Source organism: Microcoleus sp. Aus8_D2 (assembly GCF_036702665.1).
Lineage (GTDB): Bacteria > Cyanobacteriota > Cyanobacteriia > Cyanobacteriales > Microcoleaceae > Microcoleus.
This window is the reverse complement of sequence record NZ_JAUBUN010000068.1, coordinates 4,435-29,784: the sequence shown is the minus strand read 5'-3', so window position 1 is coordinate 29,784 and position 25,350 is coordinate 4,435. Positions and strand designations below refer to the sequence as shown.

Sequence of the window (25,350 nt, the reverse complement as noted above, 5' to 3'; positions counted from 1 at the left end):
AGAGAGTTTATACGGTCGCTCACTAAGAAAAAGCCGTCCTAGAAGGACGGGGCTTTAGACCCAATAATTTCGGTAAAGAGTATGGGTACGTTCAGGGCTTGACAGTTGCTAACCTCAGAGATTTGGTATATAGCAATAAAACGCTTGCTGAAATCCAAGGCTTGATAGAAAAACTTAAACAAAAAATAAATGGTTAAGAGACACGAACTGATTTTTACGATGGATTTAGCGGAAAACTCGGATTTGATATATGGAAACCTGCAATTGATTTATCCCCGCGGCGAAGCGATAGATTATATTGCTACTTCCGGTTGTGCCAACTGGCAGCGACCGGGCGACGAATGGATGCGAGGCAAAGGCCCAATTCCAGCGGGTGAATATGAAATCCCCAGCGAGCCCTACTATCTCGAAACTCGCGGCGTAGAGGGGGATTTTTTCCACATCACCCCTGACCCTGTAGTATCCGATAAGGGCGTTCGAGCCGAGCTAGGCTTGCACTTTGACGCTAATTATCCCGGGAGTGCCGGATGCGTGGTGATCAAAAATCAAGAAGGATGGCGGGGTTTTTGCGATCGGATGGCGTCGATTGCCGGTGAGGTGAAGTTTCTGCCTCTGACGGTTCGCTACACGTAAACTCCATTAAAGGCGATCGGCTCGGGGCGATCGCCAAACTAGGGGTTGAGTACATCCCGTTGCAAATGGCTTGTTTTTAAATTGGGGATTCTGCGTAGCAATTCTTAACGCCAGCGACATATTTCCGGGGCCGAGAGCTTGGTAAACTGGAGGGCGTGGAAATTTCAGCAGCTTTGACCTGGATGCCACAAAAAGCGCCAAAGTGCGCCGCACAGCGCTGGTCGGAGATACAAGGGCGATCGCCCGCAGTAGCCGACACCTGAACCAAGCGAGCAATTATAAGCAAAAAATCCAATAAACATATGGTAGATTCCCTCAAAAAACCCGCTTTTGCCGAACAGCAAGAAGGGAAAACCCCAGCCAAAGAAACTATTCTCACACCGAGATTTTACACAACAGACTTTGACGAGATGGCCAAAATGGACATCTCGGTAAACGAAGCCGAACTCGAAGCAATTATCAAAGAGTTCCGCGTTGACTACAACAAAACCCACTTCGTGCGAGATGCCGAGTTCGATCAATCTTGGGAACACATCGACGGCGAAAAGCGCAAGTTATTCATTGAATTCCTCGAACGCTCTTGCACCGCTGAGTTTTCCGGCTTCTTGCTCTACAAAGAATTGGCACGCAAGCTCAAGGACAAAAATCCGGTACTCGCCGAAGGTTTCTTGCTGATGTCTCGCGACGAAGCGCGGCACGCCGGATTCCTCAACAAAGCGCTGTCGGACTTTGGTTTGTCCCTAGATTTGGGTTTCTTGACAAAGAGCCGCAGTTACACATTCTTTAAGCCCAAGTTTATTTTCTACGCCACTTACTTATCCGAAAAAATCGGTTATTGGCGCTACATCACGATTTACCAGCACTTGAAAGCCCATCCTGAAGACCAGATTTATCCGATTTTCCGCTTCTTTGAAAATTGGTGCCAGGATGAAAACCGCCACGGAGATTTCTTTGATGCGGTGATGAGAGCTCAGCCTCAGATGCTGAATGATTGGCGTGCTAAGCTGTGGTGCCGTTTCTTCTTGCTATCGGTATTCGCCACGATGTATCTCAATGATATCCAGCGCGGTGGTTTTTATCGATCGCTCGGACTCGATGCTCGCGAATACGACATTGAAGTGATCAAAAAGACCAACGAAACCGCAGGCCGCGTCTTCCCCGTCATGCTAGACGTGAACAATCCAGAATTCTATGAACGGCTGGATATTTGCCTCAAGAACAATCAGAAGTTGACCGAGATTGTGGCTTCTGAAACTCCGAAAGTCTTGCAATTGTTCCAAAAATTGCCTCTGTATTTGTCCAACGCTTGGCAGTTGGTGAAACTGTACTTCATGAAGACGATCGAATCGCCTTCTGTTGAGGGTGCAGTCCGTTAATTTTTGATTTTTCATCCTCTGTTACGGCGGTTCTGCGGAAGCGGATCCGCTTTTTTTGGGTATGATGTTATACCAATTATGAAAAATATTGCTACATACAAATTAGAGAGTCTCATCTGTAGGGAAACGGCATTGCCGTGTCCGACCAAGAGTTATGTCTGTCGGACAGATAATTTGTATGACATTAATAATTGTAGCAATACTTTTTCCAATTGGTATTAGTGGGATAGGACTTACGCCGAAATTGTCAACTAACGACAGGTGTCAAATTGTCATAACTGGTTTTTCATAAATCGGACTTACGCACGAGGGGTCAGAAACCGGGTTTTTTACGAAAATCCTTCGTTATAATCCGAAGATTAGGTAAAAACCCGGTTTCGAGGAGTCACAAATGCGTCCAAGACTGATAAAATTTATCGCCATTCACCCTGAAGCGTAAAAGCCGCCCAATAATAGGGAGACTGCCATTTTTTATCCTGCATCATTTCCATCTGCGCCGCCCTCAAAGCTGCGGCTGGTGCTAACTTTTCTTGCAGCATTTTCCGATAAAACTTTTGCATCAAAAGAGCCGTACCTTCATCGTCTACACTCCACAAACTTACCGCCACCCGCTGAGCGCCCGCATACATAAAACCCCTCGTTAATCCGACCATGCCTTCGCCTTTAATATTCTGTCCCATTCCGGTTTGACAAGCACTCAAAACTACTAAATTTGCTGCTAGTTTCAAGTAAAAAATATCGGTGAGACGCAAGAAGCCATTGACAGGATTCCCCTTGTCATCTACCATCGACATCAGAATGCCTGACAGTTCGGGATTTTCACTGTTTGCCATGCCGTGGGTGGCAAAGTGCACTATTTGGTAATTGGCTAAATTGCGATCGGTGGCGGTAGCGCGACTGGCTGCAAAATCAAAGCTTTCAACTCCAGAAGCGGTCGGAAGTAACGCGAAAATTATCTTGGCTTCGTCGCGGGTAAAGGGGAGGCGTTTGGGCGGCCATGCCATACTAGAACTACGGAGCGATCGATTTAATCCGAGGTTTTTTGATTCTAACTTTTCGGTGGTGGCTGGAGTAATTTGTCCTTTGATTCTTTCATCGGTCGGACTGAAGACTGGATCGGCTAAAATTGCTAAAGTGCGATCGGGCGGTTTTCGGTCTGCGTAATTTTGCCGCAGAATGGCAAGAGTTGAAACGGAAGGCAGGGTAATAATTTCATGTTGGGCGATCAAGGGAAGATTGGCATTTTCTCCGGTTTTTTGTGGCATAGTTAATGCTGCAAAAGGGGTATAGTGCAGCACGCCGTCGGGAACAATTAACAGGCGTTTTTGTCCTAATTGGGCGGCGGCGGGTTGTAGAATTAATTGACTCAAAGCTGTACTCGTTTCGGCAACTCTTTGGGGAATATTTCTGGAGCGGGCATCGGTTGTGGTGTCTCGGAAATTTTTGGCTGCTGTTTCGATGTCGGCGCGTTTTGGCAGTTCGTAGCTGGTGAGTTCTTTTGAGGTGACAACCCATAAATAACTGCGGTCTTCGCCGAGGGAATACTGCAATAAAATTGTGTTTTCATCGAGGATCTGTTTTTGAATTTGGGCGAGGGTTAAAGGTTGGGGTTGGGTGAGGGCGGCGTAGCGGGGGCTAGCGCTGCGAATTTGAGTTTGGTTCTGCTGGTATTCTTGCAGTAAAACGAGGCGCTGTTTGTCGATTTCTGCGACTTGAGCTTGGTTGGGGCTGGGGCTGCTGACTAATTGGATGCGGCGCTGTTCAATGGTATCGAGTTGCTGTTGCAAGCGCTGTTCTTGTTGCAGCAATTCGGGCGCAACGCCTTCACGAATGTTGCTATTAGATTCTTTGAGGAGTTCGAGGAGGCTGCGGGCCCTCGAACGTTCGCTGGCTTCTAAGGCTTTGGTATCATAACCAGATTTGGGATTTGTTTTGTGCAGCTGCATTAACAGGTCTATGTAGAATTCGTAGTAGTCCTGTACAGTGGCAAAGTATGAGGTGCGGAGTTCTGGGCTGGCAATTTTGGTGCGGAGGTTTTCGATTATTTTGATAGAAGCTTCAATGTTTGTGAGGGCTTCGGTAAAATTGCCGAGATCGCGTTTGGCAAAAGCAATGTTGTAAAATGTGAGAGCTTCCAAGGAAGGGTTGCCAACTGCGCGACTCAGGGAAAGGGACTGGTTGTGATACTCTAGCGCTTTCTGCTTTTCTCCCAAAGCTGAGTAGACATTACCGATGTTGTTGAGGGTGACGGCTTCCTGTCTGCGATCGCCGGTTACTTGTCTTAGGGGAAGGGACTGGTTGTAATACTCTAGCGCTTTCTGATTTTCTCCCAAATCTGAGTAGACTAAGCCGATGTTGTTGAGAGTGGTAGCTTCTCCACCGCGATCGCCCATAGCGCGGAATAGGGTAAGAGCTCGATCGAAATGTTCTTTTGCTTTCTGTTTTTCTCCCAAGTCTTTGTACGCTAAGCCGATGTTGTTGAGGGTGGTAGCTTCTACAGTGCGATCGCCCTCCAATGCGCGCGTGTTTGGGGATATATTTAATATGTTGCTGAGGGGAATTGGTTGTCCGGGGCGATCGCCCAAAGATGTATCACTATTGGCGGGTATATTCAAGAGGTTGTTGAGGTTGATGGCTGCTCCAGGGCGATCGCTCATTTCCCGAATCAGCGAAAGGACTTGGTTGTAGTAGTCGAGAGCTTGCTGTTTCTCTCCCAAAGCATAGTATACAGAGCCGATGTTGTTGAGGGTGATGGCTGCTCCAGGGCGAGCGGCTAAAATCTGGCTGATGGAAACCGATTCTTTGTAGTAGTCTAGGGCTTGCTGTCTTTCTCCCAATCTATTAGCAATCAAACCCATTTGATTCAGTATATCGCCTTCCTCCTCCGACTTGCCAAGCCTTTGATAAAGCAAGCGTGCTGCATCAAATTTTTGCAACGCTGCTCGGTAAGATTCTGCTGTTCCCTGAGTAAAAAGTCGCCGAGCTTCCTGAATCAATCGCTCGGATTCATCCGTTTGCTGGTTTAATAGTTGTTGGTTTTTCTCAAGTAGTCGATCGGCTTCACCATCCGGGATTTTATTCCCACGTAGATCGAGGCTTTTCAGATTAGTCAATCCTGATAAAGGTGTCACATCTGCGATTTGATTTTTACTGAGATCGAGGTCTCTCAGATTAGTCAGCCCCGCTAAAGATTTGACATCTGCGATTTGATTTTGACTGAGGTTCAGGCTTCTCAGATTAGTCAATCTCGTTAAAGGTTTGATATCTAAAATTTGATTGGATTCGCTGCTCAGCAATTGAATATTGCTCAATCCAGATAAGGGTTTCAACTCCTCGATTTTATTGTTTCCCAGATACAGAAAAATTAAATTAGTCATTCTGGATAATGGTGACACATCTCCAATTTGATTGGAGGCGATGGAAAAACTTACCAGATTTGTCAATTTCGATAGCGGCGCTGCATCGGCGATGCGATTAGATTCTAGGAAAAGCTCTGTCAGATTAGTCAGTCCCGATAAAGGTTTAACATCTGAGATTTGATTTAAATTGAGGGTGAGTTTTTTCAGATTCCTTAATTCAGATAACGGTTGCAAATCTGTTGTTTTATTTCCACTCAAGTTCAGTGTTTGTAAATTAGTTAATCTTGATAGCTGTTTGAGATCGACTATTTGATTGCGAATCAGGTAAAGATGTGTCAGATTTGTTAAATTTGCCAATGGTTCTAGATTGACAACTTGATTGTCATTGAGTTGAATTATTCTGAGATTTGTTAAATTTACTAAGGGTTCTAAACTTACGATTTGATTTGATTTAAGGGAAAGCTCTGTCAGATTAGCCAGGGTTTTTTGAGCGCGATCGCACTCTTGCGTCTTGGCTTTTGATAGCAACACCTCAACTGTATGTCTGGCTTCTGGCGTCAAATTCTGTTTGTTGGCGCACCAATCGCCAAAGCTTTGAAATGTCTTGGGATTTGGAGCGGCGGGAGATGCGAGCAGGATACTCGCACCTACAGCTAACCCCAAACGTCCCCCAACCCAAAAAGTGAGATTCATAAACACTCGTTTCAAAAAAGACCCGATCAACTGCTATCATAGTCGATCGCAGCTTGTCAGTCCATTTTTCTTTCCTAGGTACTATCTACTATTTTTCCGGTACAGTTTACTTTATGAAAGCGAACAAAAAACAATTCAACAAACCAATTGTGATTTTTGCCCTGGGAATGCTCGGCGTTTTCCTGATGTCGTTAACTCTGCGCTTTTGGGAACTGGAGCGATTTAACACTTTCGTGTTTGACGAGGTTTATTACGCGAAGTTTGCCAACGATTATCTCACGAAAACACCTTTTTTCAACGCTCACCCGCCTCTGAGCCAGTACATAATTGCGATCGGGATTGCGATCGGCACTCACCTCCCCTTCGGCAAAACCGCCGTCAATAGTCTGGCTGGCTCTATGCTCTCCCCTTGGGATTACCGCTGGCTGAATGCCCTCACAGGTTCCTTTATTCCCCTAGTTGTCGGAGCCCTGGCTTATCAGCTCGTTCGGCGTCGCACCTTTGCTTTTCTAGCTGCTTTGTTTATCGCCTGCGACGGTTTATTTTTAGTTGAATCTCGCTATGCACTGAACAACATTTATCTAGTTTTGTTCGGAATTTTAGGACAATTATTTATTCTGAAATCCGTAGAAGCTGAAGGCAAAAAGCGGTGGCTTTGGCTGGTGCTAGCCGGGATAGGTTTCGGTGCTTCGGCTGCTATAAAATGGAACGGCTTGTGGTTTCTCTTAGGTACGTATCTAATTTTAATCTGCGCGTGGGCGGTGCGTTTTGTCCAGGGAAACCGAGGAGATGAAGAAGCAAGTGCCGAAGTGAATTCGGCTCTAATTCCTCCCGAAAGTCCCGTACAAAAACTGACCAACCTCACTTTTATTGAAGTAGGATTGAGTCTAGCTGTGATTCCTATTTTAGTTTACAGCATCTCCTGGATTCCTCACCTGCATCTCAATCCAACTCCCAATTTTTGGCAGATGCAAACAGAAATTTTGACTTATCACCAGCGCATTAAAAGCGGGCCTGACGTACATCCTTACTGTTCCGCGTGGTACAGTTGGCCCTTGATGCTGCGCCCGATAGTCTACTTCTACAAAACTATTAGCAGCAATGCCCAACCAGATCCAGTTTTGCCACCTTTGCCGAGCGGTGTAAATCCGGTGATTTTTGACGTTCACGCAATGGGCAATCCTTTTCTTTGGTGGCTGTCAACCTTAGCTTTACTGCTAGTAATAGGAGTTTTGGTTCACCGGGTTTTAGTGTGGATGGAAACGCGCCGGGTGGCTTCGGTTGAGGCGATCGAACAGCAGCGGCCGATTTTGTTTCCCCCAACTGCCGAAATGTGGCTGGCGTTATATTTAATAGTTAACTGGGTGGCTAATTTGTTGCCTTGGGTGAAGGTGACTCGCTGCGTATTTTTGTATCATTATATGGGCTGTTCTGTGTTTGCAGCATTAGCGCTTGCTTGGTGGACGGACAGGTGGCTGCACAGCCCACAAACTCGCCTCCGAGGGATGGGAGTAACAATTATTTTTCTGGTTTTGGGTGCTTTTATTTTCTGGATGCCTCTCTATTTGGGACTGCCTTTGTCGCAGTTTGAATGGAAAATGCGGATGTGGCTGCCATCTTGGGTTTAAGTTAGAATATACAAAAATTGTGTACGATCTAGAAACCCGGTTTCTTTGTGTAAACTGGACTTACGCATCAAGCTAAAGAAACCGGGTTTTTACCAATCTGCGGGTTGAAGGAAGGATTTTTGTAAAAAACCCGGTTTCTGCTCGCCCGCGTGTCAGTCCTAATAGAAATCTTATGTTTGAAAACTCCCCACAAACCTCAGCGGAAATGGAGGCGATCGCCCGCGCACCCAATCTGGTAGAAATCAACCAAGAAATCCGCGAATTGATTATAGATTACGCCATAGCAGCGGCAATTTTGGGACTCAACCCGCTGCCGGGAACTATGACTCTGACGCTGCTAGCTGCCAGCGTGTTGCTGTTAAAAATGATGCGGGATATTGGGGCAAGATGGGGCTATCCCAAGGGTCAAGATGCGCTGGCGATCGGAGGCAATCTTTTCGGGGGTTTGGGTTCGTTTTGGGTGGCATTTATGGCTTGGGTATCGATGTATGGTTTGGGTTTGTTTGTGCCGTTTGTGGGCGGTTTTGCGCTGGCGTCGTCGCTGTTTGCGCTGACTTGGAGGGTGGGACAGGCGACGCATCTTTATTATGCTAGCGGGCGTCAAATGGATGCTGCACAACTCCGGCAAGTATTCGATGATTCTCAACCGGAAGGGGCAGCTTTGTTTGAGAGAAATATTGGAGCGATCGCATCTCAGGAGCAAGTACCAGAAAATTTGATTAAATCCCTCAGCGATGACTTGATAAATGGTAAGATAAGTCAAGAGGAGTTTGAGGAAAAAATTAAAGACATTCTTCATTAAGACCTATTACCCAAATAAAACTATGCAATTCAGCCTGGATCTAGAAAACAACCCTACAGCTTTACCAGACCACACTCAGCTACCAGAATCCGACGGCACTTTTGTGAAAAACTTTCAAGAACATCCCCAAAGCATTCTGTTAACCGATTCTATTACTCCTGTCCTCCAAAGCATTCACCCAGATGCTAATTACTGTATCGGTCAAGATAGTGGCATTTACTGGCGATTGACAGATCCGTTAGAAAAGGGTTCAGAAGCACCGGACTGGTTTTACGTTCCCAATGTCCCGCCAAGTCTTGACGGTCAATTGCGCCGTTCTTACGTGATGTGGCAAGAGTTTGTAGCACCGTTAATTGTGTTGGAGTTTGTATCGGGAAATGGTGCGGCAGAACGGGATAGAACGCCTTTGTTGCGATCGGGTCAACAGGAAACTAAGCCTGGTAAATTCTGGGTTTATGAAAATGCGATCCGTCCAGCATTTTACGGGATTTATGAAGTTACGAAGGCGAGTGTTGAAGTTTATCATTTGATAGAAAATAGGTATGAATTAATGACTGCGAACGATCGCGGTCATTTTCCAATTCCATCTTTAGGAGTGGAATTGGGCATTTGGCAAGGAATGTATCAAAATGTTGATTTACCTTGGCTGCGTTGGTGGGATAGTGACGGTAATTTGCTGTTGACTGGCTTTGAAAGAGTCGAAGAAGAACGGCAAATAGCCGAACAGGAACGGCAACGAGCCGAACAGGAACGGCAACGAGCCGATCGCACTCAACAAGAATTAGAGCAATTGCGCGCTCAATTGCGATCGGCTGGAATTGAACCCCAATTGTGATGAAAACCTTGTTGGGAGCGAATTGTATTGGTAAATAAGAAATAAAGGACGAGGTGAGAAACCGGGTTTTTTATGACAATCCTCCATTGCAGCCAGCAGATTAGATGAAAAACCCGGTTTCTTTAGTATTGATATTTAGAGTGAGTTTATGACCAAGTATATCGCAGCAAAAATCACCCGCAGACAACTGTTGCTCGGAGGATTGGCGGCCGCCTCAGCAGCTACAGCAATACCTGAATATTTGCGCCGGAAAGCCAAGGAAGATCGCCAGAAACAAGCTTTAGCTTTACTTAACGACAGAGAAGCCGATAAGATTTTCCTAAAAACCTTAGAAGCCGATGCGAAAAAAATCAATGAATCGCGAAAAATTCAAGCTTCTGTCAAGCTATCTCCGCCGCCAATTCCCTACAATCGCGAGATTTCTAAACTGCTGATTCTGTGCAGCAAGTTGGCAACGCAGCAGTACTTCAAAGGCAAAGTAGAGCCTAGCTATGACGGTAACATTAAATCGTTGCCGGCTTACACGGCTAAGCTCAAAGACTACACTTTAGTTGCGGCGATTAAAGGAGAAGAAGCTAATGTTTCAGAAGAAGTTGAGGTCGATGTTCCGCAGCGGGCGGCTTCTGCCGATCGCGAAACCGATCCGATCGGCAAAAATGTAGGTACTGCGGAAAGAGTAATAAAAAATACAGCGAAGGAGGTTGTGAAAATTAATCGCAAAATCCCAGTTTATTTTGGTTTTGTCCTCACTTCAAAAAAACACAATATTATTGTCTTTCGCGGCACGCAAAGAACTATCGAATGGGTACTCAATATCAATGCTGTCTACGCTACAAAAGAAAGTAAGGTTTTCAGTAAGTCCTACGGTAAAATTCATCCCGGTTTTTCAACGATCTACAGCAATATTGCCACTCAAACGCTGGACATTGCCAAAAAGCTGAATCCGTCGGTTCCTTGCTACGTATCGGGGCACAGTTTGGGTGCTGCGATCGCTACTTTGGCTGTGATCGACATTGTGACAAATGTTCCTCGGTTGAAAAAGCAGGTGCAGTTGTATACTTATGGCAGTCCTCGGGTGGGCGATCCGGTGTTTGCGAGGGAGCACAACCGATCGATACCCAACAGCTATCGCGTGGTAAATTTGGCGGATGCAATTACGCTGGTGCCTTTTACGGTGTTCTTTAAAACTGAATACGTGCACGTGGGTGAGGAGTGGGCGTTTTTGGCGCAAAATGGGGATGTGATGCCGAATCACGTGGTGGATACCTACAGAAGTGCGATCGACAAACAAGTCGAAACCAACAAACCTCGAACCTCCCCGAATTCCGGGTTAAAATAGATGTGATGTCAAATTAGTTATTCGAGTTCGACCTTAAACCTTGCTATCTTTAAAAAGACAGGCGATCGGATTTTTTGGGTTGTGTGGGGGCGGGTTTATTTTATTTGTTTGTTTTCCTTAAAGATGGTTGGGGAACCCGCCCCTACAGGATTTATATCTATTTAACCAGACACCTTCTAAATCACATAAAAATAGGTTTTTCATCTCCCAACTTGTGAAACAAAGCCCGATAAACTGGTTCGTCGCGTTTGAGAGTAGCAATTTCCCTTTCCGTAGCAACAGGCAGAGGATTTTCTGCCAACCATTCGCTGTTATTTGTGCGTTTAAAGCTAGGATGAGATGAAAAGCGATCGCACATTTCGACTTCTACTTCCTCAATATCCGATTGAATAAACACTTCACCGCCAATTGCGAGATAAGTCGCCAACTCGCCGACTAATTCCTGTTGTACCACCCGCCGTTTGTGGTGCTTTTTCTTGAACCACGGATCGGGAAATTGAATGCTAACTCGCTGCAAAGTACCAGGGGGAAGAGTTTCTAAAATTGGTTTCAGGGAACTATTCGCATTGCAAAACAAATAGTGCAAATTTGTCAAGCCTTTTTCGTCGCGCCAAAGATTCGCCTCGTCTACCAGAGGTTCCCGAATTTCTAATCCGAGAAAATTCCAATCAGTTTGTGCTTGCGCCATGTGCCACAAAAACCGTCCTCTGGCGCAGCCGATATCTAAATGCAGTGGCAAATTTAAGTCGCTATATATTTTACTCCAATCTGGGGGACTGGCTGATGTTTGATATCTCATCGATAGGGGATTTACGTGTTCCCGAACTCTAACTCTTGCCAATTTTGCTGTCTCCTGAATGTAATGTTTAATGGCCGATCGAGGCACACATGACTTATGCGCTCATACCAAAGAAACCGGGTTTTTACCTAATCTGCGGGTGAGTGGGAATGATTCTCCTAAAAAACCCGGTTTCTTACTCCTCCGGGGTAAGTTCTCGCAGATTAACGCGGATTCACGCAGATGAATTTAGAAATGAAAAATCGCAGTGTTATGATTTTTCATTTCTAATTATTGTATCAAGCTTCTGGTTCAATGCCTGCTGCTCTTAATTGTGCAGCTAGTCTTTGCGAGCGTTCTCGTTCTTGTTGGGCTTGCTGTTGGGCGATCGCCCTTTCTTGCCTTTCCCTTTCCACCATCTCTGCACCCCACAATAACATTTGTCCGCTTTCATCCCACCAGCGCAACCAATATCCCGTTCTTTCGGCTTTTGTGCCGTACCAAACACCTAGAAACAAGCCAACTCCTTCTATCCAATAACGATTATTTGCATCCGGCTGCTGTAATTTATAATATCCTGATGAATCCAACTGATAAACTCTTAGTGTTCCTTGCAGATCGAAGAGGGCATAGATTGGTACTCGCAATATGCGTTCATAAAAAAAGAATTTTCCAGGTGGGAAAGTTGGTTTAGCTGAATATTCATCGCCCTCAGTAGCTCCTAAAAACTCCATGACGATGGCGGGAATTTCCTCTTTTACTTCTAAGTTGGGGGTGTAAATCCGGCGAACCTCCGGGGCGGGAAGCGGTTGTACATTGCGGACATAAAACAAATCTGGCGCTTTCATAACTGTTTTGCTGTCCATTGTCGCGCAAATGCCCATATTTGGAGCAACTAATATTCCTTCTAACATTAGCACCGCAATTTCTAGGATTTCGCGCAAGGCGGCGGCGAGTATGGGTTGATCGATATTTGCGGCAGGTCTTTCCTCTAAAATGAAAGGCTCTGGCATTTTTTCCCAAATGATTTTTAAGTCGGCTGTATTGACTGTCATGGTATTTTACCTCTTGCGGAGACTGCTATTAGGGAGACGGCTGGAGTGCGGCTTGCAAGACTTCCTTATGAAAGAGCGATCGCCCTACGATAAATTTTATCCTGTCTGGCGATAGTGCGGCGCCGTTGGCATAGTGATCCATCCAGGTTTTGCTGATTAAATACGGATCTTCTGGTAATTCTGATAATAAGTATCCCGGCATATCTAACTCATCCATCAATTGGCTGACTTTCGGATCGTAGCTGAGGGCAAAGCAGCGACATTCTTCGGATGCTGCCATAATTAAACTGTGGTAGCGCATCCCGATCGCCATTTCGACTCCCCGGAACACTCCTTTCAACTTCCTCGGATCGTCTAAACTGAGGATGCGGCTCCTTTTCGGCAGCGCTTCGTGTAAATGTTTGGCAATTTCTAAGTCGTGAGAAGCTTGGAAAGGTAGCAGCAAAATTAAGGTGCGAGTGGCTTTTTGAAAGTCAATTAAAGCTTGAGTTAGGATTGACAAACGGGCTGGTGTTAGTGTAGAGTGCGATCGCAAACAAACCGCAACTCTCGGCGACGGTAAATCCCACAAGCCGGAGACGGGGGAATTTTCTAAAGCCCACACGGGATCGGGCGCTAAAGTAAAGGGAATTTGCCAATCTGCAAGTATGGTAGCTGAGCCCTTATCCCGCACGCTGACGCCAGTACATCCACCAAAACACCGCTGAGATAATTTACGAGTAATCTCTTTATTCAAAGGGCCGATTCCCTGAGCCCAAGCAACTGTTTTTAAGCCCATCTGCTGTGCTAATCCCATCAAACCGCCATAGTAAAAAGGGCTGACAAGGCTGGTAGCGTCTTGGATTAAACTACCGCCACCCCAGATTAGCGCGTCTGAAGTACGGAGTGCTTCGAGAACTTGAAACGCACTCATGCGATCGCGCGCAGCTACTCCGTACCGCTGATTTGTCTCGACAGGATTGCCAGAAAGGACGATCGGCGTCACGCCATCTGGTAACATTTGCAGTAGCGAAGCCAACAGCGCCTCGTCGCCGCCGTTGCCTTTTCCGTAATAGCCGCACAAAATTGCTCGCATTTCTACTCTTTGTTTGGAATCGAATATAACTATTACAATACCTAATTATTGTTACAAAAAAAATCTTTTTCAAACAACAAAATATCTCAACCGCCCGACAGCTCTTTACGCAAATAAGCTCATAAATATAGTCGCAAACCTGCTACCATAAACGGTGTAACTATTAACTGCCAACTGCCACAGGTCAACTGCCACAGGTCAACTGCTTTCCTGTCAACTGCCAACTGCTTTCCTGTCACACATCTTCCTTCACAATACAAAAAATGCACGCTTTGTCAATTCCTACCTGGATTATTCACGTCTCTAGCGTTGTCGAGTGGATTGCGGCCATTTGGTTAATTTGGACTTACGGCGAAGTCACTCAAAACCGAGCTTGGTGGGCCCTTTCTTTCGGAATGCTGCCCGCCCTCGTCAGCGCTATGTGCGCCTGTACGTGGCACTTTTTCGACAACTCCCCAGCCCTAGAATGGATTGTTACCCTGCAAGCGGCGATGACTGTCATTGGCAATTTTACTCTGTGGGCGGCGGCTTGGTGGATTTGGCGATCGGCTCAAGCAACAGAGAACATTAAACAGGACTAGCATTTTGTAGTAAAAACTCCTTCATTCACCTATTATTAATAAACCTGGGCGCCCGCGAGTTCAGAAACCGGGTTTTTTACGAAAATTCTTCGGTTTTAGTCAGCAAATTAGCTAAAAAAACCGGTTTCTTTGATAAGAATGCACAATTCCTGCTTGTACCGTGTCCCGTTGATTTACAAGAACAAAAACGGTTCGTTCGTAGTGCGGACTTAAGTCCGCTCTCAGGCTGCGGACTGAAGTCCGCACGTGCGTTCCAAATTACTTGAGATTAATTAAATCGCTGACATCATTATTTCGGTTCAGCAGTTGTTTATAATTAATGATGTCATCTAAGGGCTGAACAAAAATATCTAAATCTAAAAATCTCATTTTTTTTGCCTTAGATAAATCTGTATCCAACTTGATTCGGACACCGCTGCTGAAAATAAAAGCATCTTCAGCTTGATTGATTTCGACTTCAATATCGTTGAGGCAGAGTCCCAAAAGCATTAGATCGAATTCTTCATCAACCAATCTGAAAAGAGGGCGAACAGTATATTCTTTAAATAACTCTACTACTTTCGCCATGTCTCTTTGAGAGACTTCAATGTCAATATCGTGCAGCGGCCATTTTGAGCCGTAGATGTTGCCGGCTAAGCCGCCTGTGACTTGATAAGGAATGTTTTGTCTGTCAAAAGTGGCAATCAGTAAGTTTAAAGTTTTCAGGTGATTTTCGGATATGATATTTGGTATCATGTTTTAATTTTCAGATAAAATCATGAAAAATAGCAATATTTGGGCAACATTTACAGCAATTTTACTTTTTTTAGTGGCGGGATTTTTGGTGCCCAGCCAAGCCAGCAACAACCGAGTGCAAATCGCGCAACAGCCAAACTGTAAAAGCCCTCAAACCACGGTTGACATGAATATATGTTCTAGTCAAGAGTTTAAAGCAGCAGACACAAAGCTCAATCAATTATATCAGCAAATTCTGCCAAAAATCAACAGCAAACAAAAGCAGAGATTGATTGCTGCACAGCGTACTTGGGTAAAATTTAGAGATGAAACTTGTGATTATTCAGCAGGGCACTTTGAAGGCGGTACTTTGGCTGCACCTATCTACGTTTCTTGCAAAGCAAAAGTGACACAAGATCGCGTTAAAGATTTCGAGGGTTATTTGGAACAAGCAAATTTGTAAAAGTGCGATCGCGATCGACAACCACTTACCCGTTAAATCATCAATCCCACAGCAAACTGATGCGTTATGGTATCAAACCCCCTATCCTGAATACTTTCAAAAGTGATAATAAGCTTTGTTTTTTTATTTTACCCTTGAACGCGGCGATCGTGTACAATCTAAAATCTCAAATCTCAAATCTAAAATCGCCATGTCCTTCGTTGGTTTGCACATTCATAGCGATTACAGCCTGCTGGACGGGGCGTCTCAGCTACAGCAGCTCGCCGAACGAGCAGTGGAATTGGGGATGCCCGCGATCGCCCTTACGGATCACGGAGTGATGTATGGCGCGATCGAACTCATCAAAGTTTGCCGAAATAAAAATATCAAGCCCATCATTGGCAATGAAATGTATGTCGTCAACGGTGACATCGAAGTCAAAGTTAGAGGTAGAAGAAAATACCATCAAGTTGTTTTAGCGAAAAATACTCAAGGTTATAAAAACTTAGTCAAACTTACCACAATTTCCCACTTAAAGGGAATGCCAGAAAAAGGTATTTTTGCCCGTCCTTGCATCAACAAAGACCTGCTCAAACAATACTCCGAAGGTCTGATTGTTACCAGCGCTTGTTTGGGTGGCGAAGTTCCCCAAAAAATCCTGCAAAACAAACTAGATGAAGCCCGCGAAGTTGCTAAAGAGTATCAAGAAATTTTTGGAGATGACTACTATTTAGAAATTCAAGACCACGGTTCCCAAGAAGACCGAATCGTGAATGTGGAAATCGTCAAAATTGCCCGCGAACTCAACATTAAAATAATTGCCACCAACGATTCTCACTACATTTCCTGCAACGACGTAGAAGCCCACGACGCTTTGCTGTGCATCAACACCAACAAACAGATTGAAGAAGACAAGCGGATGCGCTACAGCGGTACTGAATATCTCAAGTCCGCTGACGAGATGGCGCAACTGTTTCGCGACCATTTGGATGACGAAACCATCAAACAGGCGATCGAAACCACATTAGAAGTCGCCAACAAAGTAAAATCCTACGACATCATGGGGGAATACCGCATTCCCAACTATCCCATTCCCCCAGAACACACAGCAGATACCTATGTCGAAGAAGAATCCTGGAAAGGACTCTTAGAACGCCTCAAATCTAAAACGCGCAACGAAATTCCTCCCGTTTACAAAGAACGGCTGGAATACGAACTAAAAATGATTCAGCAAATGGGTTTTTCCACATACTTTCTAGTAGTTTGGGACTACATGAAATATGCCAGGGATAACAACATTCCCGTAGGACCCGGACGCGGATCTGCCGCAGGTTCCTTAGTTGCTTACGTCTTAAAAATCACTAATATTGACCCCGTGCATCACGGACTGCTGTTCGAGAGATTTCTCAATCCCGAACGCAAATCTATGCCAGATATCGATAGCGATTTCTGCATCGAAAGACGGGACGACATGATTAAATACGTTACTCAAAAGTATGGTGTAGAGCGAGTAGCGCAAATTATTACTTTCAACAGAATGACTTCAAAAGCTGTCTTGAAAGATGTTGCTAGAGTTTTAGGCATTCCCTACAAAAAAGCCGACGAAATGGCAAAATTAATTCCCGTGTCGCGGGGGAAACCAGAAAAACTCAAAGTGATGATTTCCGATGACACACCTGCACAGGAATTTAAAGAAAACTACGAAAAGACAATTTGCATCAATGCCGAAACCGGAACAGAAGTTCCAGTTCGTCAGTGGATTGACATGGCAATTCGGATTGAAGGAACAAACAAAACCTTTGGCGTTCACGCAGCGGGCGTCGTGATTTCTTCTGACCCCCTCGATGAAATTGTACCGCTGCAAAAGAACAATGAAGGTGCTGTAATTACTCAGTATTATATGGAAGATTTGGAAGCACTAGGTCTTCTGAAAATGGACTTTCTGGGATTGAAAAATTTGACAACGCTCCAGCAAACTGTTGTTAATATTTGGGACACCCAAAAAGTAGTTGTCGATCCGGAAAGCCTACCTTCTGATAATGAGCGCAGAGCTCAAGAGACTTTTGGCAGAATCAAAAAGTTACCCGATGATGTAGATAAAACCTATAGACTTTTAGAAAGAGGAGATTTAGAAGGTATTTTTCAGTTAGAATCCTCTGGGATGTTGGATGTAGTTAGAAAACTCAAACCTTCCTGTCTTGATGATATTTCTTCTATTTTGGCACTGTATCGGCCTGGCCCGCTGGATGCAGGTTTGATTCCTCAGTTTATTGATTGCAAACACGGTAAAACCGTTGAATACGATCATCCGCTATTAGAGCCGATTTTAAAAGAGACTTACGGAACTCTTTGTTTTCAAGAGCAAATCATGCGGATGGCTCAAGATTTGGCGGGCTATTCTTTGGGTCAAGCTGACTTGCTGCGCCGCGCTATGGGTAAGAAGAAAGCTGATGAAATGCAGAAGCAAAAGGAAAGTTTTATCGATGGTGCAACTAAGAATGGAGTCAGCCAAAGAATAGCTGAAAAGTTGTTCGCACAGATGTTACAATTCGCGGAATATTGTTTTAATAAATCCCATTCGATGGCCTATGCCTATATCACTTATCAAACGGCTTATTTGAAGGCTAATTATCCTGTAGAATATATGGCTGCACTGTTGACGGCTAACAGCGGCGATCAGGATAAAGTACAGAGATATATCGCTAATTGTCTCAAGCTGGGTATTGAGGTTGAGCCGCCGGATGTTAATAGTTCTGAACTTACTTTTGCACCGCTTCCAAAACAGATGACTGGAGCAGCAAAAGATAAGATTTTGTTTGGGGTTTCGGCGGTAAAAAATGTTGGGGAAACGGCTATAGAAACTATTTTGGCGGCGCGCCAGGAAGGGGGTAAGTTTAAGTCGCTGGCTGATTTGTGCGATCGCGTAAATCTACATTCTGTCAACCGCCGCGCCCTAGAAGCCTTGATTCAGTGCGGTGCTTTTGACAAAATCGCACCCAACCGCCAACAATTAGTCAACGACCTCGAAGGCGTGATGAAATGGGCCGGGGATCGCAAAAAAGATCGGGAAAGCGGTCAAGGTAATCTGTTTGACTTGTTAGGTGCCAATAGCTTCGCTAAGTCCACAAGTACCTATGATTCTGCACCCAAATCAAAGACTGTGAAAGATTTTGATACCCAGGATAAATTGCGTTTAGAAAAAGAATTACTGGGCTTCTATGTATCAGATCATCCCCTAAAAGCTCTGCTACAAGTTAACCAAGACCCAGATGTTGTGACTCTCGGAGAGTTAGCAGACAAAAAGGGGAAAGTCTCGGTGATTGTCACGATCAATGCTATCAAAATGGTGGTGACAAAGAAAGGCGACGCGATGGCAATTTTGCAATTAGAAGATTTGACACATCAAATCAAAGCTGTGGTGTTTCCCAAGGCTTACGAACAACTGAAACAGTATATTGTAGATAATGCTATCTTGCTGATTAGCGGGAAAATTGAGAAGGATGGCGAGGAAATTCAAATCATTGTAGATACTGCAAAGCCTGTAGAACAACCAGAGGTTACAGAGGAAATCGAGAGCCCACTACCGGAAACACAAAATTCTTGGGTGGCGCCATCGGAAACACAAAATTCTTGGGTGGCGCCATCGGAAACACAAAATTCTTGGGCGAATCAACCGGAAATACAAAATTCTTGGGCGAATCAACCGGTGAACTTTGGACGATCGACAAAACCAGTGGAAGTTCTAGAAATGGTGATCGTTAAGCTTACACCATCGCAGGTGCAAGATGCCAAAAACCTCAATTCCCTGAAAGCTATTTTGCAAGAACTTTCCAATCGGGGACAAGATTCTAGCGTTTCGGTGGGGGGAATCGTTGTCGGTGAATATTGCTGTCAACCACTTCGCATCAAGCGTCAATTGTGGGTACAAGATGGCGATGGCGCTGTTAGCCGTCTCAAGTCGGCGGGATTTGATGCTTGGGTTTTCCCTCTCGACAGTCGCGGGGATGCTGCAATATTTCGGGAAATGCGATCGCAACTTAAGATATATTCTTGGGCCAATCGCTTACTTGACGCAGATGTCGATCGCATATCCCAGTATCTCAACTATCTCGCCAAACTAAACAAACGCCCGCCAAATTAACATTTCAGCCCCATCCCCACCGGTGACTAAAGTTTGACCGTCAGGACTAAAAGCCACCGGATTGCACCCCACAAGGCTGCACAAACATTCGCCTGTTTGCAAGTTCCACAGTTTAACTGTACCATCTCGACTGCCGCTAGCCATAGTTTCGCGATCGGGACTGATAGCCACGGAAATCACCGCGTCAGAATGACCGCTCAAAGTATTAATCAATTCCCCTGTATCGACATTCCACAATTTTACCGCAGTATCGGCACTGCCGCTGACAATCATCTTACCATCTTGACTAAAGGCGATCGCATAAACCCAATCAGAATGACCGACAAAAGTCCGTACACTCTCCGCAATACCTACACGCCAAATCTTAATAGTTTTGTCAGCACTACCGCTAGCCAGCATCATACTTTGAGGGCGGAAACTCACAGATAAAACCTTGTCAGAATGTCCCGAAAGTTTTTGAACTAATGCTCCGTTGCGCTGGTTCCACAACTTAATACTCTTGTCACCGCTAGCACTTGCGATCGCTCCTCCATCGCAACTAAAAGCCACCGAGTACACGGAGCCGTATCGGTGACTGTACGGCGAACCATAATCGCTATAAAACTCGCGAATCATCGCCTTTTTATCCAGCTTCCACTCAATAACTTTTCGGTCAAAACTGCCGCTAACCAGCATTCTGCCGTCGGGGCTAATCGCCACAGCATCAACCGTCGCGCAATGACCGAAAAAAGTATGAATTAATTCGCCTGTATGCAGGTTCCACAGCTTAATTGTTTTATCGTCGCTGGCGCTAGCGAGAATATTGCCTTGAGGGCTAATAACCACAGCATTAACCGAGTCTGAATGACCGTGAAGAATGCGCGCGCACTGCCAGTTATGAGACAATAATTTCGGGTTGGTAGCTGCGGTTGCGTGAATATTCTGAGGTGGCGCGGCCGAGACGGCGGTTGCTGTCGTTGTCTGCGAGTGAGTTACAGACGAATTAATTGCTATTTTGGTGCGATAGTTATACGCAATTTGCGATCGGGGATATTGCCCAAATTTTACCAAGTCTTGCAGCACTTCCGCAGCGGATTGATATCGCTCCCTTACTGAATCTTTGAGCAATTTATTTAAAATAGTTGTTAATTTTTGGCTGACTTTGATGCCTTTTTGCGCTAAGTGCGATCGCCAAATCCATTTGCATTCCAAAGCATCGAACAAATCATTCAGCACCGCCCCAGTCAGCAGGTGAATGCAGGTAACGCCCAAACTGTAAAGGTCGCTCGCCGGATAGGCCTTACCGCTGCGGATTTGTTCGATCGGCGCATAGCCAGCAGTTCCAGTTATCGTACCAGTTTTCGCCTCAGAAATGGCGTTAATCTGCTTAGCAACTCCAAAATCTACCAGCACAAACTGACCCCCCCTCGCCGCACCCTGTACAGCCGGAGATTCTGCCCGAACGATCCCTTTTTTTCCACGATCAGGAGTCGCAGCCGAGAGAGTTTGGGCATTTCTCCGCAGAATATTTTCCGGCTTAATATCCCGATGAATCACCTGCTGCTCGTGAACAAATTGCAAAACAGGCAACAAATTAATTAACAATTCCCAAATTTGTTCCTCGCTAAAAGCTCCGCGCTGCTGCAACTCCTGAAACAAATTATTTCCCTCGATTAACTCTTCTACAAGATACAGATGTTGCGCTTGTTCAAAAGAAGCCAGCAAACTTGGAATCTGCGGGTGTTCCCCGAGTTCGTACAGCCGGTGAGCTTCTTGTTTAAACAGTGCAGTTGCCTTTTCTAATTCTGCCTTTTCTTGAACGTGGGGGAAAAATTGTTTGATGGCGCAGCGAGTTTTCAACCTATCTTCATCGACAGCTAAAAAAGTTCTGCCAAATGTTCCTTCACCGATAGGTTGAAGGGCGCGGTAACGCTCTTTCAGCAGCAATTTTGAGCCGCACGCCAGACAAAACTTGGTTGAGTCAGGATTCTGCGGCTTCTGGCAATGGGGATTGAGGCAATAGCTCATCTGTGTTCCTGCCTGGAGATTCCCACCAAAGCTAAACTTAGCAACATGGTAGTCTATTTCCACTCACGCCGAGAGCACATTTCTCGATCGCACCTGAGAAACCGCGTTTCTCAACCCACAATCTCGGCTCTCAGCTAAGCCCGGGGCAAAAAACCAAGCTGATGAGAATAGAAGTGGTTGAGGTGAGTTCCCATATATTTTAATGCTTTCTTAAAATTTTGCCTAAGAGGCTCAGAACAAACTGCTATGCCAACAGTTAAGTGCTGCTATTCTCCCCCGTCTACAAGACACTCTTGCTCATCACCACCATTCTGTGAGGATGCTTTGGCTTGAATCACCGCTTCTCGAAAGCCTAAAACTACTAAAATATTGGCAAGTGTCAAAAATAGTTCAGCAGAACCGTGCAGCCAATCGACATTTGCTAGCGACTCGTTGTAGGCAACTTTTGCGTAAATTGCGGCGGGAATAGTCACAGCCACAAAAACCAGAGTCCCGTAAAATCCCATCAGAGCTAAACGGGGTGTTTTTCCAGATTTAGTCAAAAACCACAGAAATCCCAAGTAGGGAAATAGAGACAGCACAAATAAACTTTCTTTGGAAATCATTAGTAATTGGTGAGCGACCAGATACTATGATAAATTAAAACATCAAAAATTAATGTTAATAATTTTTAATTTTTAATTTTTAATTTGTCATGTCTAATTTCACAAATGAACCCATTTATATCGAACCGCTAGAGACTCACCCAAGTCCATAGCTCTTAACCAAATCCGCAGCAGGTCGCAAGTATTCACAACCCTCATGCACGCGGAGACAAAACCCGTAACTTTTGCCCTAACACCGTTTTTAGCATAACACATTTTCCACCTTGCCAGTCTGTTAATTTTCCTTCACTCCACAGCTACCCAGCAATTAGCAACTGAGACCGTTCCAAAGTTTTCAGTCTGCTAAGCATCAAGCAAGCATCGTTGAAAAGCTCTAACTCCAAGCATGGTTTTCTCTCGGCTGCGATAATTTCATTGAGCTTAGCATCAAAATCAAAACGCGGGCCGCAATCCCAAACTTTGAGTTCCCAGCATCCGTCAAATACCGTAATTTCCAGTTGAACAGGAGTTTCTACAGGCAGATTTTTGTGAGCGTGGCGAACTGCATTAGTGAAACCTTCAGCCAAAGCTAACTGAAACTGCCACCAAACCTCATTGGGGAGCGATAAATCTTGCAACTGCTCAAACCACTCTAAAACTCTAGTTAAATCATTCAGCTCTGTGTTGACTTGCAGGCTAATGTTTTGAATAGAACTTTCATACAGTTCTTCTTCCTGCTCTGTTTCATCCTGCCAATCCCAGGAGTTTAATAAATTCATTAACCCATCTAAATCGCTCGCCTTTTTTATATTTTGCGATCGATCGCGACCTTCTACTTCGTAACTTTTGCTCAGCGATAAACAATTTCGACCGTCGAGAGTCCGGGTGTAACTCAGCTCGTCTGCAATCTGCCACATGAGTTTGATCCCTCTGCCGCCTTCTGTCAGTTGATCTATGCTGTTCGACATTGATTTTCCTCGTCTGAAAGTATTACTTGTGTCCAATTTTCACACCCGCCGACACACCTTGTCTTTTTTTATACTTGGTAGTTCAGTATAATTTCGGCGCTCACACGAAAATGCTATCTTTTTTACAGAAGGTAGCGCATCAGCAATATGTCTTAAGAGTCTAAGCCAATTGGCTTATTTATCGATCGCCTGTACGGAGAACGATCGCCCGCCGCAGCAAAATCCCACTACATCGAGTACACATACCGATCCGCTGTCTGTCTGTGCCAATTGCCTCCGGCGTCCCCAGCTCGAAAGTACAAGGCATTCAGCGCCGGCTTGGGGCCGTTCGTTTTCGCCTGCAAGGCTGCTTTGAGGTGCTCGCTCTCATTCTCAAGGCGTAAGTAATATCCGAACGCGCGATGTCGGCGAACCTTACACCCTCGCGCCGCGTCCATGCACTAGACTAGGACTTGCGCAAACAACCCGGTTTCTGCTAAGAATGTTGGGTTTGATAGCGAAAAATTGACAAATAAACCAAGTTTTTAGCCCCGAGCGCGTCATTCCCGCAAAAAACTAGGTCTTACAAGATTTACCTAAACTAAGCTTTGCTTGCATCTAGATTGTCTGTTATGTTCGAGGAGGAGAAGGGGAGAAGGGGAGAGAATTTGACAAATGGGGAATAGGTAATTGAAATATACAATTTAAATGCGCAACAGCTTATGACAAAAATCAAACTGACAATTCTGGCGGCAGCCATACTGCTACTCCCATTTTGCGCAGCAGTTCCCTTACAAGCTCAAAATCTGTCTCTAGTCAAGCGGCTGCTAGCAACAAGAGGATGTCCCGGATGCGACTTATTTGGCGCTTCCTTGAACCGTGCAGATTTGTTTGGCGCTTCCTTGAGCCGCGCCACTCTCAGCAGGGCCGACTTAGTTGATGCCGACTTGACGGCGGCTGACTTAATGGAAGCCAATTTAAACAACGCCAATATGAGAAACGCCTTTTTGGCCGACGCCGACCTCAGCAAAGCCGACATTAGCAGGGCCGACATCCGGGGAGCCAACTTAGAAAATGCCAACCTCAGCGAGAGTTTTCTTCTAGACGCATCCCTACAGTTGGCTAACTTAAAATGCAGTAATTTGAGCGCCGCTAAACTAAGTCGAACTGACCTGAGAAATGCCGATTTTAGTGGTGCAAATCTCAGCGGTGCAGACCTCAAAGAAGCTGATTTAAGCGGTGCAAATCTCAGCGGTGCAGACCTCAGAGCGGCAGACTTGAGCGATGCGAGATTGAACAAAGCTAATCTTACAGATGCTAATTTCTGCGGCGCCCGGATGCCGAACCGAAAGATATCTCGGCGAGGTTGTGAAGTTAACAAAAAACAACCGATCAGCTCGAACAATTACTGCAATTACTGCCGTCCCATCAATGACTGGTGGCTGAATGTTTTAAGGTTTAATTAAGCGGTATCATTGCGGCTGCCTTTTTCGTGGTTGGCGATCGCACTCGCGAAGCCAGAAACCGGGTTTCTACGAGTTTTGGGACGAGTGACGAGAAATCTACGAGAAACCCGGTTTATAGCCCCCCGTCACGAACTAACCGTAGGGTGCGTCAGGCGGAAAATTATTAGTATGTGGCAAAAACATTCTGATCTGACCCACCCTACAATAACTTTTACCTACTTGGAACTATCTAAAAATTGCTTCACTCTGTGCAGATATTCTGCACCGCCGATTTGTGCGGCATTATTGTGCCCTCCACCTGGAACCATGTAAAGCTGTTTGGGTTCAGGTGCTGCATCAAACAGTTTTTTGCCCATTTGGGCTGGAACTACAGTATCAGCAGTCCCGTGAATAAATAGTACCGGCATTTGCAGGCGATCGACTTTTGCCAGAGAATCAAACCGCTGCGTCAGCAAAAAATCGATTGGAAACATCCCAAACTGCGGTTTTTGGAAATCCACCATCGCCCGCACCGAAGTAAAAGATCCGTCCACAATTAACCCCGCCGCCTCCGGGTGGCGCACTGCCAGATCGATCGCAATTGCCCCTCCCAAAGAATGACCGTAGATATAAATTTGATTCGGGTTAATCCCGCGCTGTTTCACCAAATAATCCCAAGCAAGTTGAGCATCCTCATAAACCCGAGATTCGCTCGGAAAATCGCCCTGACTGTTGCCGTAACCGCGATAATCGATCATAAATACCGACAAACCTAAGCTATGAAATCGATTAGCGTGTTCGACATTTGCTCCCACATTGGAACCATTACCGTGCAGATACAAAACTACCCGCCCTAACGCCCCCTTGTTAAGTGGAGGAACCGGAACCCCCTCTCTGACTCCCCCCCTTAACAAGG

At 45.4% G+C, this 25,350-nt stretch carries 20 protein-coding genes; 10 read left to right on the top strand and 10 right to left on the bottom strand.

Features of this window, described 5'->3' with window-relative positions; translation table 11 throughout:
- The first annotated feature begins 189 nt into the window (after window positions 1–189).
- Both QUB64_RS31160 and acsF read left to right on the top strand, forming a co-directional pair.
- Window positions 190–633, top strand: coding sequence for a hypothetical protein (locus QUB64_RS31160; RefSeq protein ID WP_333278222.1), 444 nt, complete (start codon window positions 190–192; stop codon window positions 631–633).
- A gap of 302 nt (window positions 634–935) precedes the next feature.
- Window positions 936–2,009: a magnesium-protoporphyrin IX monomethyl ester (oxidative) cyclase gene (gene acsF, locus QUB64_RS31155; protein ID WP_333278220.1), complete on the top strand. Its 1,074-nt coding sequence runs from the start codon at window positions 936–938 to the stop codon at window positions 2,007–2,009.
- 413 nt (window positions 2,010–2,422) lie between these two features.
- On the opposite strand, the gene QUB64_RS31150 is transcribed toward acsF, so the two are convergent.
- The gene (locus QUB64_RS31150; protein ID WP_333278217.1) at window positions 2,423–6,061 is read right to left on the bottom strand and encodes a CHAT domain-containing protein; all 3,639 of its coding nucleotides are present in this window, start codon (window positions 6,059–6,061) and stop codon (window positions 2,423–2,425) included.
- Between the two features lie 113 nt (window positions 6,062–6,174).
- Between QUB64_RS31150 and QUB64_RS31145 the strand changes: the two genes are divergently transcribed.
- From QUB64_RS31145 to QUB64_RS31130, 4 genes are all read left to right on the top strand, one after another.
- Window positions 6,175–7,689, top strand: a complete 1,515-nt coding sequence (locus QUB64_RS31145) for a dolichyl-phosphate-mannose--protein mannosyltransferase (RefSeq protein WP_333278214.1) — start codon at window positions 6,175–6,177, stop codon at window positions 7,687–7,689.
- Window positions 7,690–7,861: 172 nt separating this feature from the next.
- Window positions 7,862–8,491: a hypothetical protein gene (locus tag QUB64_RS31140; protein WP_333278211.1), complete on the top strand. Its 630-nt coding sequence runs from the start codon at window positions 7,862–7,864 to the stop codon at window positions 8,489–8,491.
- A 22-nt stretch (window positions 8,492–8,513) separates the two neighbouring features.
- Window positions 8,514–9,326: a Uma2 family endonuclease gene (locus tag QUB64_RS31135; protein WP_333278209.1), complete on the top strand. Its 813-nt coding sequence runs from the start codon at window positions 8,514–8,516 to the stop codon at window positions 9,324–9,326.
- Window positions 9,327–9,474: 148 nt separating this feature from the next.
- Window positions 9,475–10,665, top strand: a complete 1,191-nt coding sequence (locus QUB64_RS31130) for a lipase family protein (protein ID WP_333278207.1) — start codon at window positions 9,475–9,477, stop codon at window positions 10,663–10,665.
- Between the two features lie 181 nt (window positions 10,666–10,846).
- Here QUB64_RS31130 and trmB read toward each other — a convergent pair whose 3' ends face one another.
- From trmB to csaB, 3 genes are all read right to left on the bottom strand, one after another.
- Entirely contained in the window at window positions 10,847–11,506 is a 660-nt protein-coding gene (gene trmB / locus QUB64_RS31125) for a tRNA (guanosine(46)-N7)-methyltransferase TrmB (protein ID WP_333278226.1), read from the bottom strand.
- A 236-nt stretch (window positions 11,507–11,742) separates the two neighbouring features.
- A complete protein-coding gene (locus QUB64_RS31120) occupies window positions 11,743–12,498 on the bottom strand; it encodes a Uma2 family endonuclease (RefSeq protein ID WP_333278204.1) in 756 nt (251 codons plus the stop codon).
- A 28-nt stretch (window positions 12,499–12,526) separates the two neighbouring features.
- The gene (csaB, locus tag QUB64_RS31115; protein ID WP_333278201.1) at window positions 12,527–13,573 is read right to left on the bottom strand and encodes a polysaccharide pyruvyl transferase CsaB; all 1,047 of its coding nucleotides are present in this window, start codon (window positions 13,571–13,573) and stop codon (window positions 12,527–12,529) included.
- A gap of 263 nt (window positions 13,574–13,836) precedes the next feature.
- On the opposite strand from csaB, the gene QUB64_RS31110 reads away from it, so the two are divergent.
- Entirely contained in the window at window positions 13,837–14,154 is a 318-nt protein-coding gene (locus tag QUB64_RS31110) for a DUF2499 domain-containing protein (protein WP_333278199.1), read from the top strand.
- 258 nt (window positions 14,155–14,412) lie between these two features.
- On the opposite strand, the gene QUB64_RS31105 is transcribed toward QUB64_RS31110, so the two are convergent.
- On the bottom strand, window positions 14,413–14,889 hold the full coding sequence (locus QUB64_RS31105) for a nucleotidyltransferase domain-containing protein (protein ID WP_333278197.1): 477 nt from the start codon (window positions 14,887–14,889) through the stop codon (window positions 14,413–14,415).
- Window positions 14,890–14,911: 22 nt separating this feature from the next.
- Between QUB64_RS31105 and QUB64_RS31100 the strand changes: the two genes are divergently transcribed.
- Together QUB64_RS31100 and QUB64_RS31095 are read left to right on the top strand one after the other, a co-directional pair.
- Entirely contained in the window at window positions 14,912–15,331 is a 420-nt protein-coding gene (locus QUB64_RS31100) for a lysozyme inhibitor LprI family protein (protein ID WP_333278195.1), read from the top strand.
- A gap of 190 nt (window positions 15,332–15,521) precedes the next feature.
- Entirely contained in the window at window positions 15,522–19,451 is a 3,930-nt protein-coding gene (locus QUB64_RS31095; RefSeq protein WP_333278192.1) for a DNA polymerase III subunit alpha, read from the top strand.
- On the opposite strand, the gene QUB64_RS31090 is transcribed toward QUB64_RS31095, so the two are convergent.
- The 4 genes from QUB64_RS31090 to QUB64_RS31075 all read right to left on the bottom strand — a co-directional run bounded on the left by QUB64_RS31090 (window position 19,428) and on the right by QUB64_RS31075 (window position 23,317).
- Complete coding sequence (locus QUB64_RS31090) at window positions 19,428–21,458, bottom strand: serine/threonine-protein kinase (protein ID WP_333278190.1); 2,031 nt, start codon at window positions 21,456–21,458, stop codon at window positions 19,428–19,430. The two genes, QUB64_RS31095 and QUB64_RS31090, sit on opposite strands and share 24 nt — an antisense overlap.
- Before the next feature lie 266 nt (window positions 21,459–21,724).
- Window positions 21,725–22,063: a DUF3593 domain-containing protein gene (locus QUB64_RS31085; RefSeq protein WP_333278189.1), complete on the bottom strand. Its 339-nt coding sequence runs from the start codon at window positions 22,061–22,063 to the stop codon at window positions 21,725–21,727.
- A 296-nt stretch (window positions 22,064–22,359) separates the two neighbouring features.
- The gene (locus tag QUB64_RS31080) at window positions 22,360–23,010 is read right to left on the bottom strand and encodes an ATP-binding protein (RefSeq protein ID WP_333278186.1); all 651 of its coding nucleotides are present in this window, start codon (window positions 23,008–23,010) and stop codon (window positions 22,360–22,362) included.
- Between the two features lie 178 nt (window positions 23,011–23,188).
- The gene (locus tag QUB64_RS31075) at window positions 23,189–23,317 is read right to left on the bottom strand and encodes a hypothetical protein (RefSeq protein ID WP_333278184.1); all 129 of its coding nucleotides are present in this window, start codon (window positions 23,315–23,317) and stop codon (window positions 23,189–23,191) included.
- Between the two features lie 394 nt (window positions 23,318–23,711).
- Between QUB64_RS31075 and QUB64_RS31070 the strand changes: the two genes are divergently transcribed.
- Window positions 23,712–24,455 (top strand): pentapeptide repeat-containing protein, encoded by a 744-nt coding sequence (locus QUB64_RS31070; RefSeq protein ID WP_333278182.1) that lies wholly within the window; start codon window positions 23,712–23,714, stop codon window positions 24,453–24,455.
- 215 nt (window positions 24,456–24,670) lie between these two features.
- On the opposite strand, the gene QUB64_RS31065 is transcribed toward QUB64_RS31070, so the two are convergent.
- Window positions 24,671–25,350 (bottom strand): alpha/beta hydrolase (locus tag QUB64_RS31065; protein ID WP_333278180.1); only part of this gene is annotated, 680 nt, incomplete at its 5' end.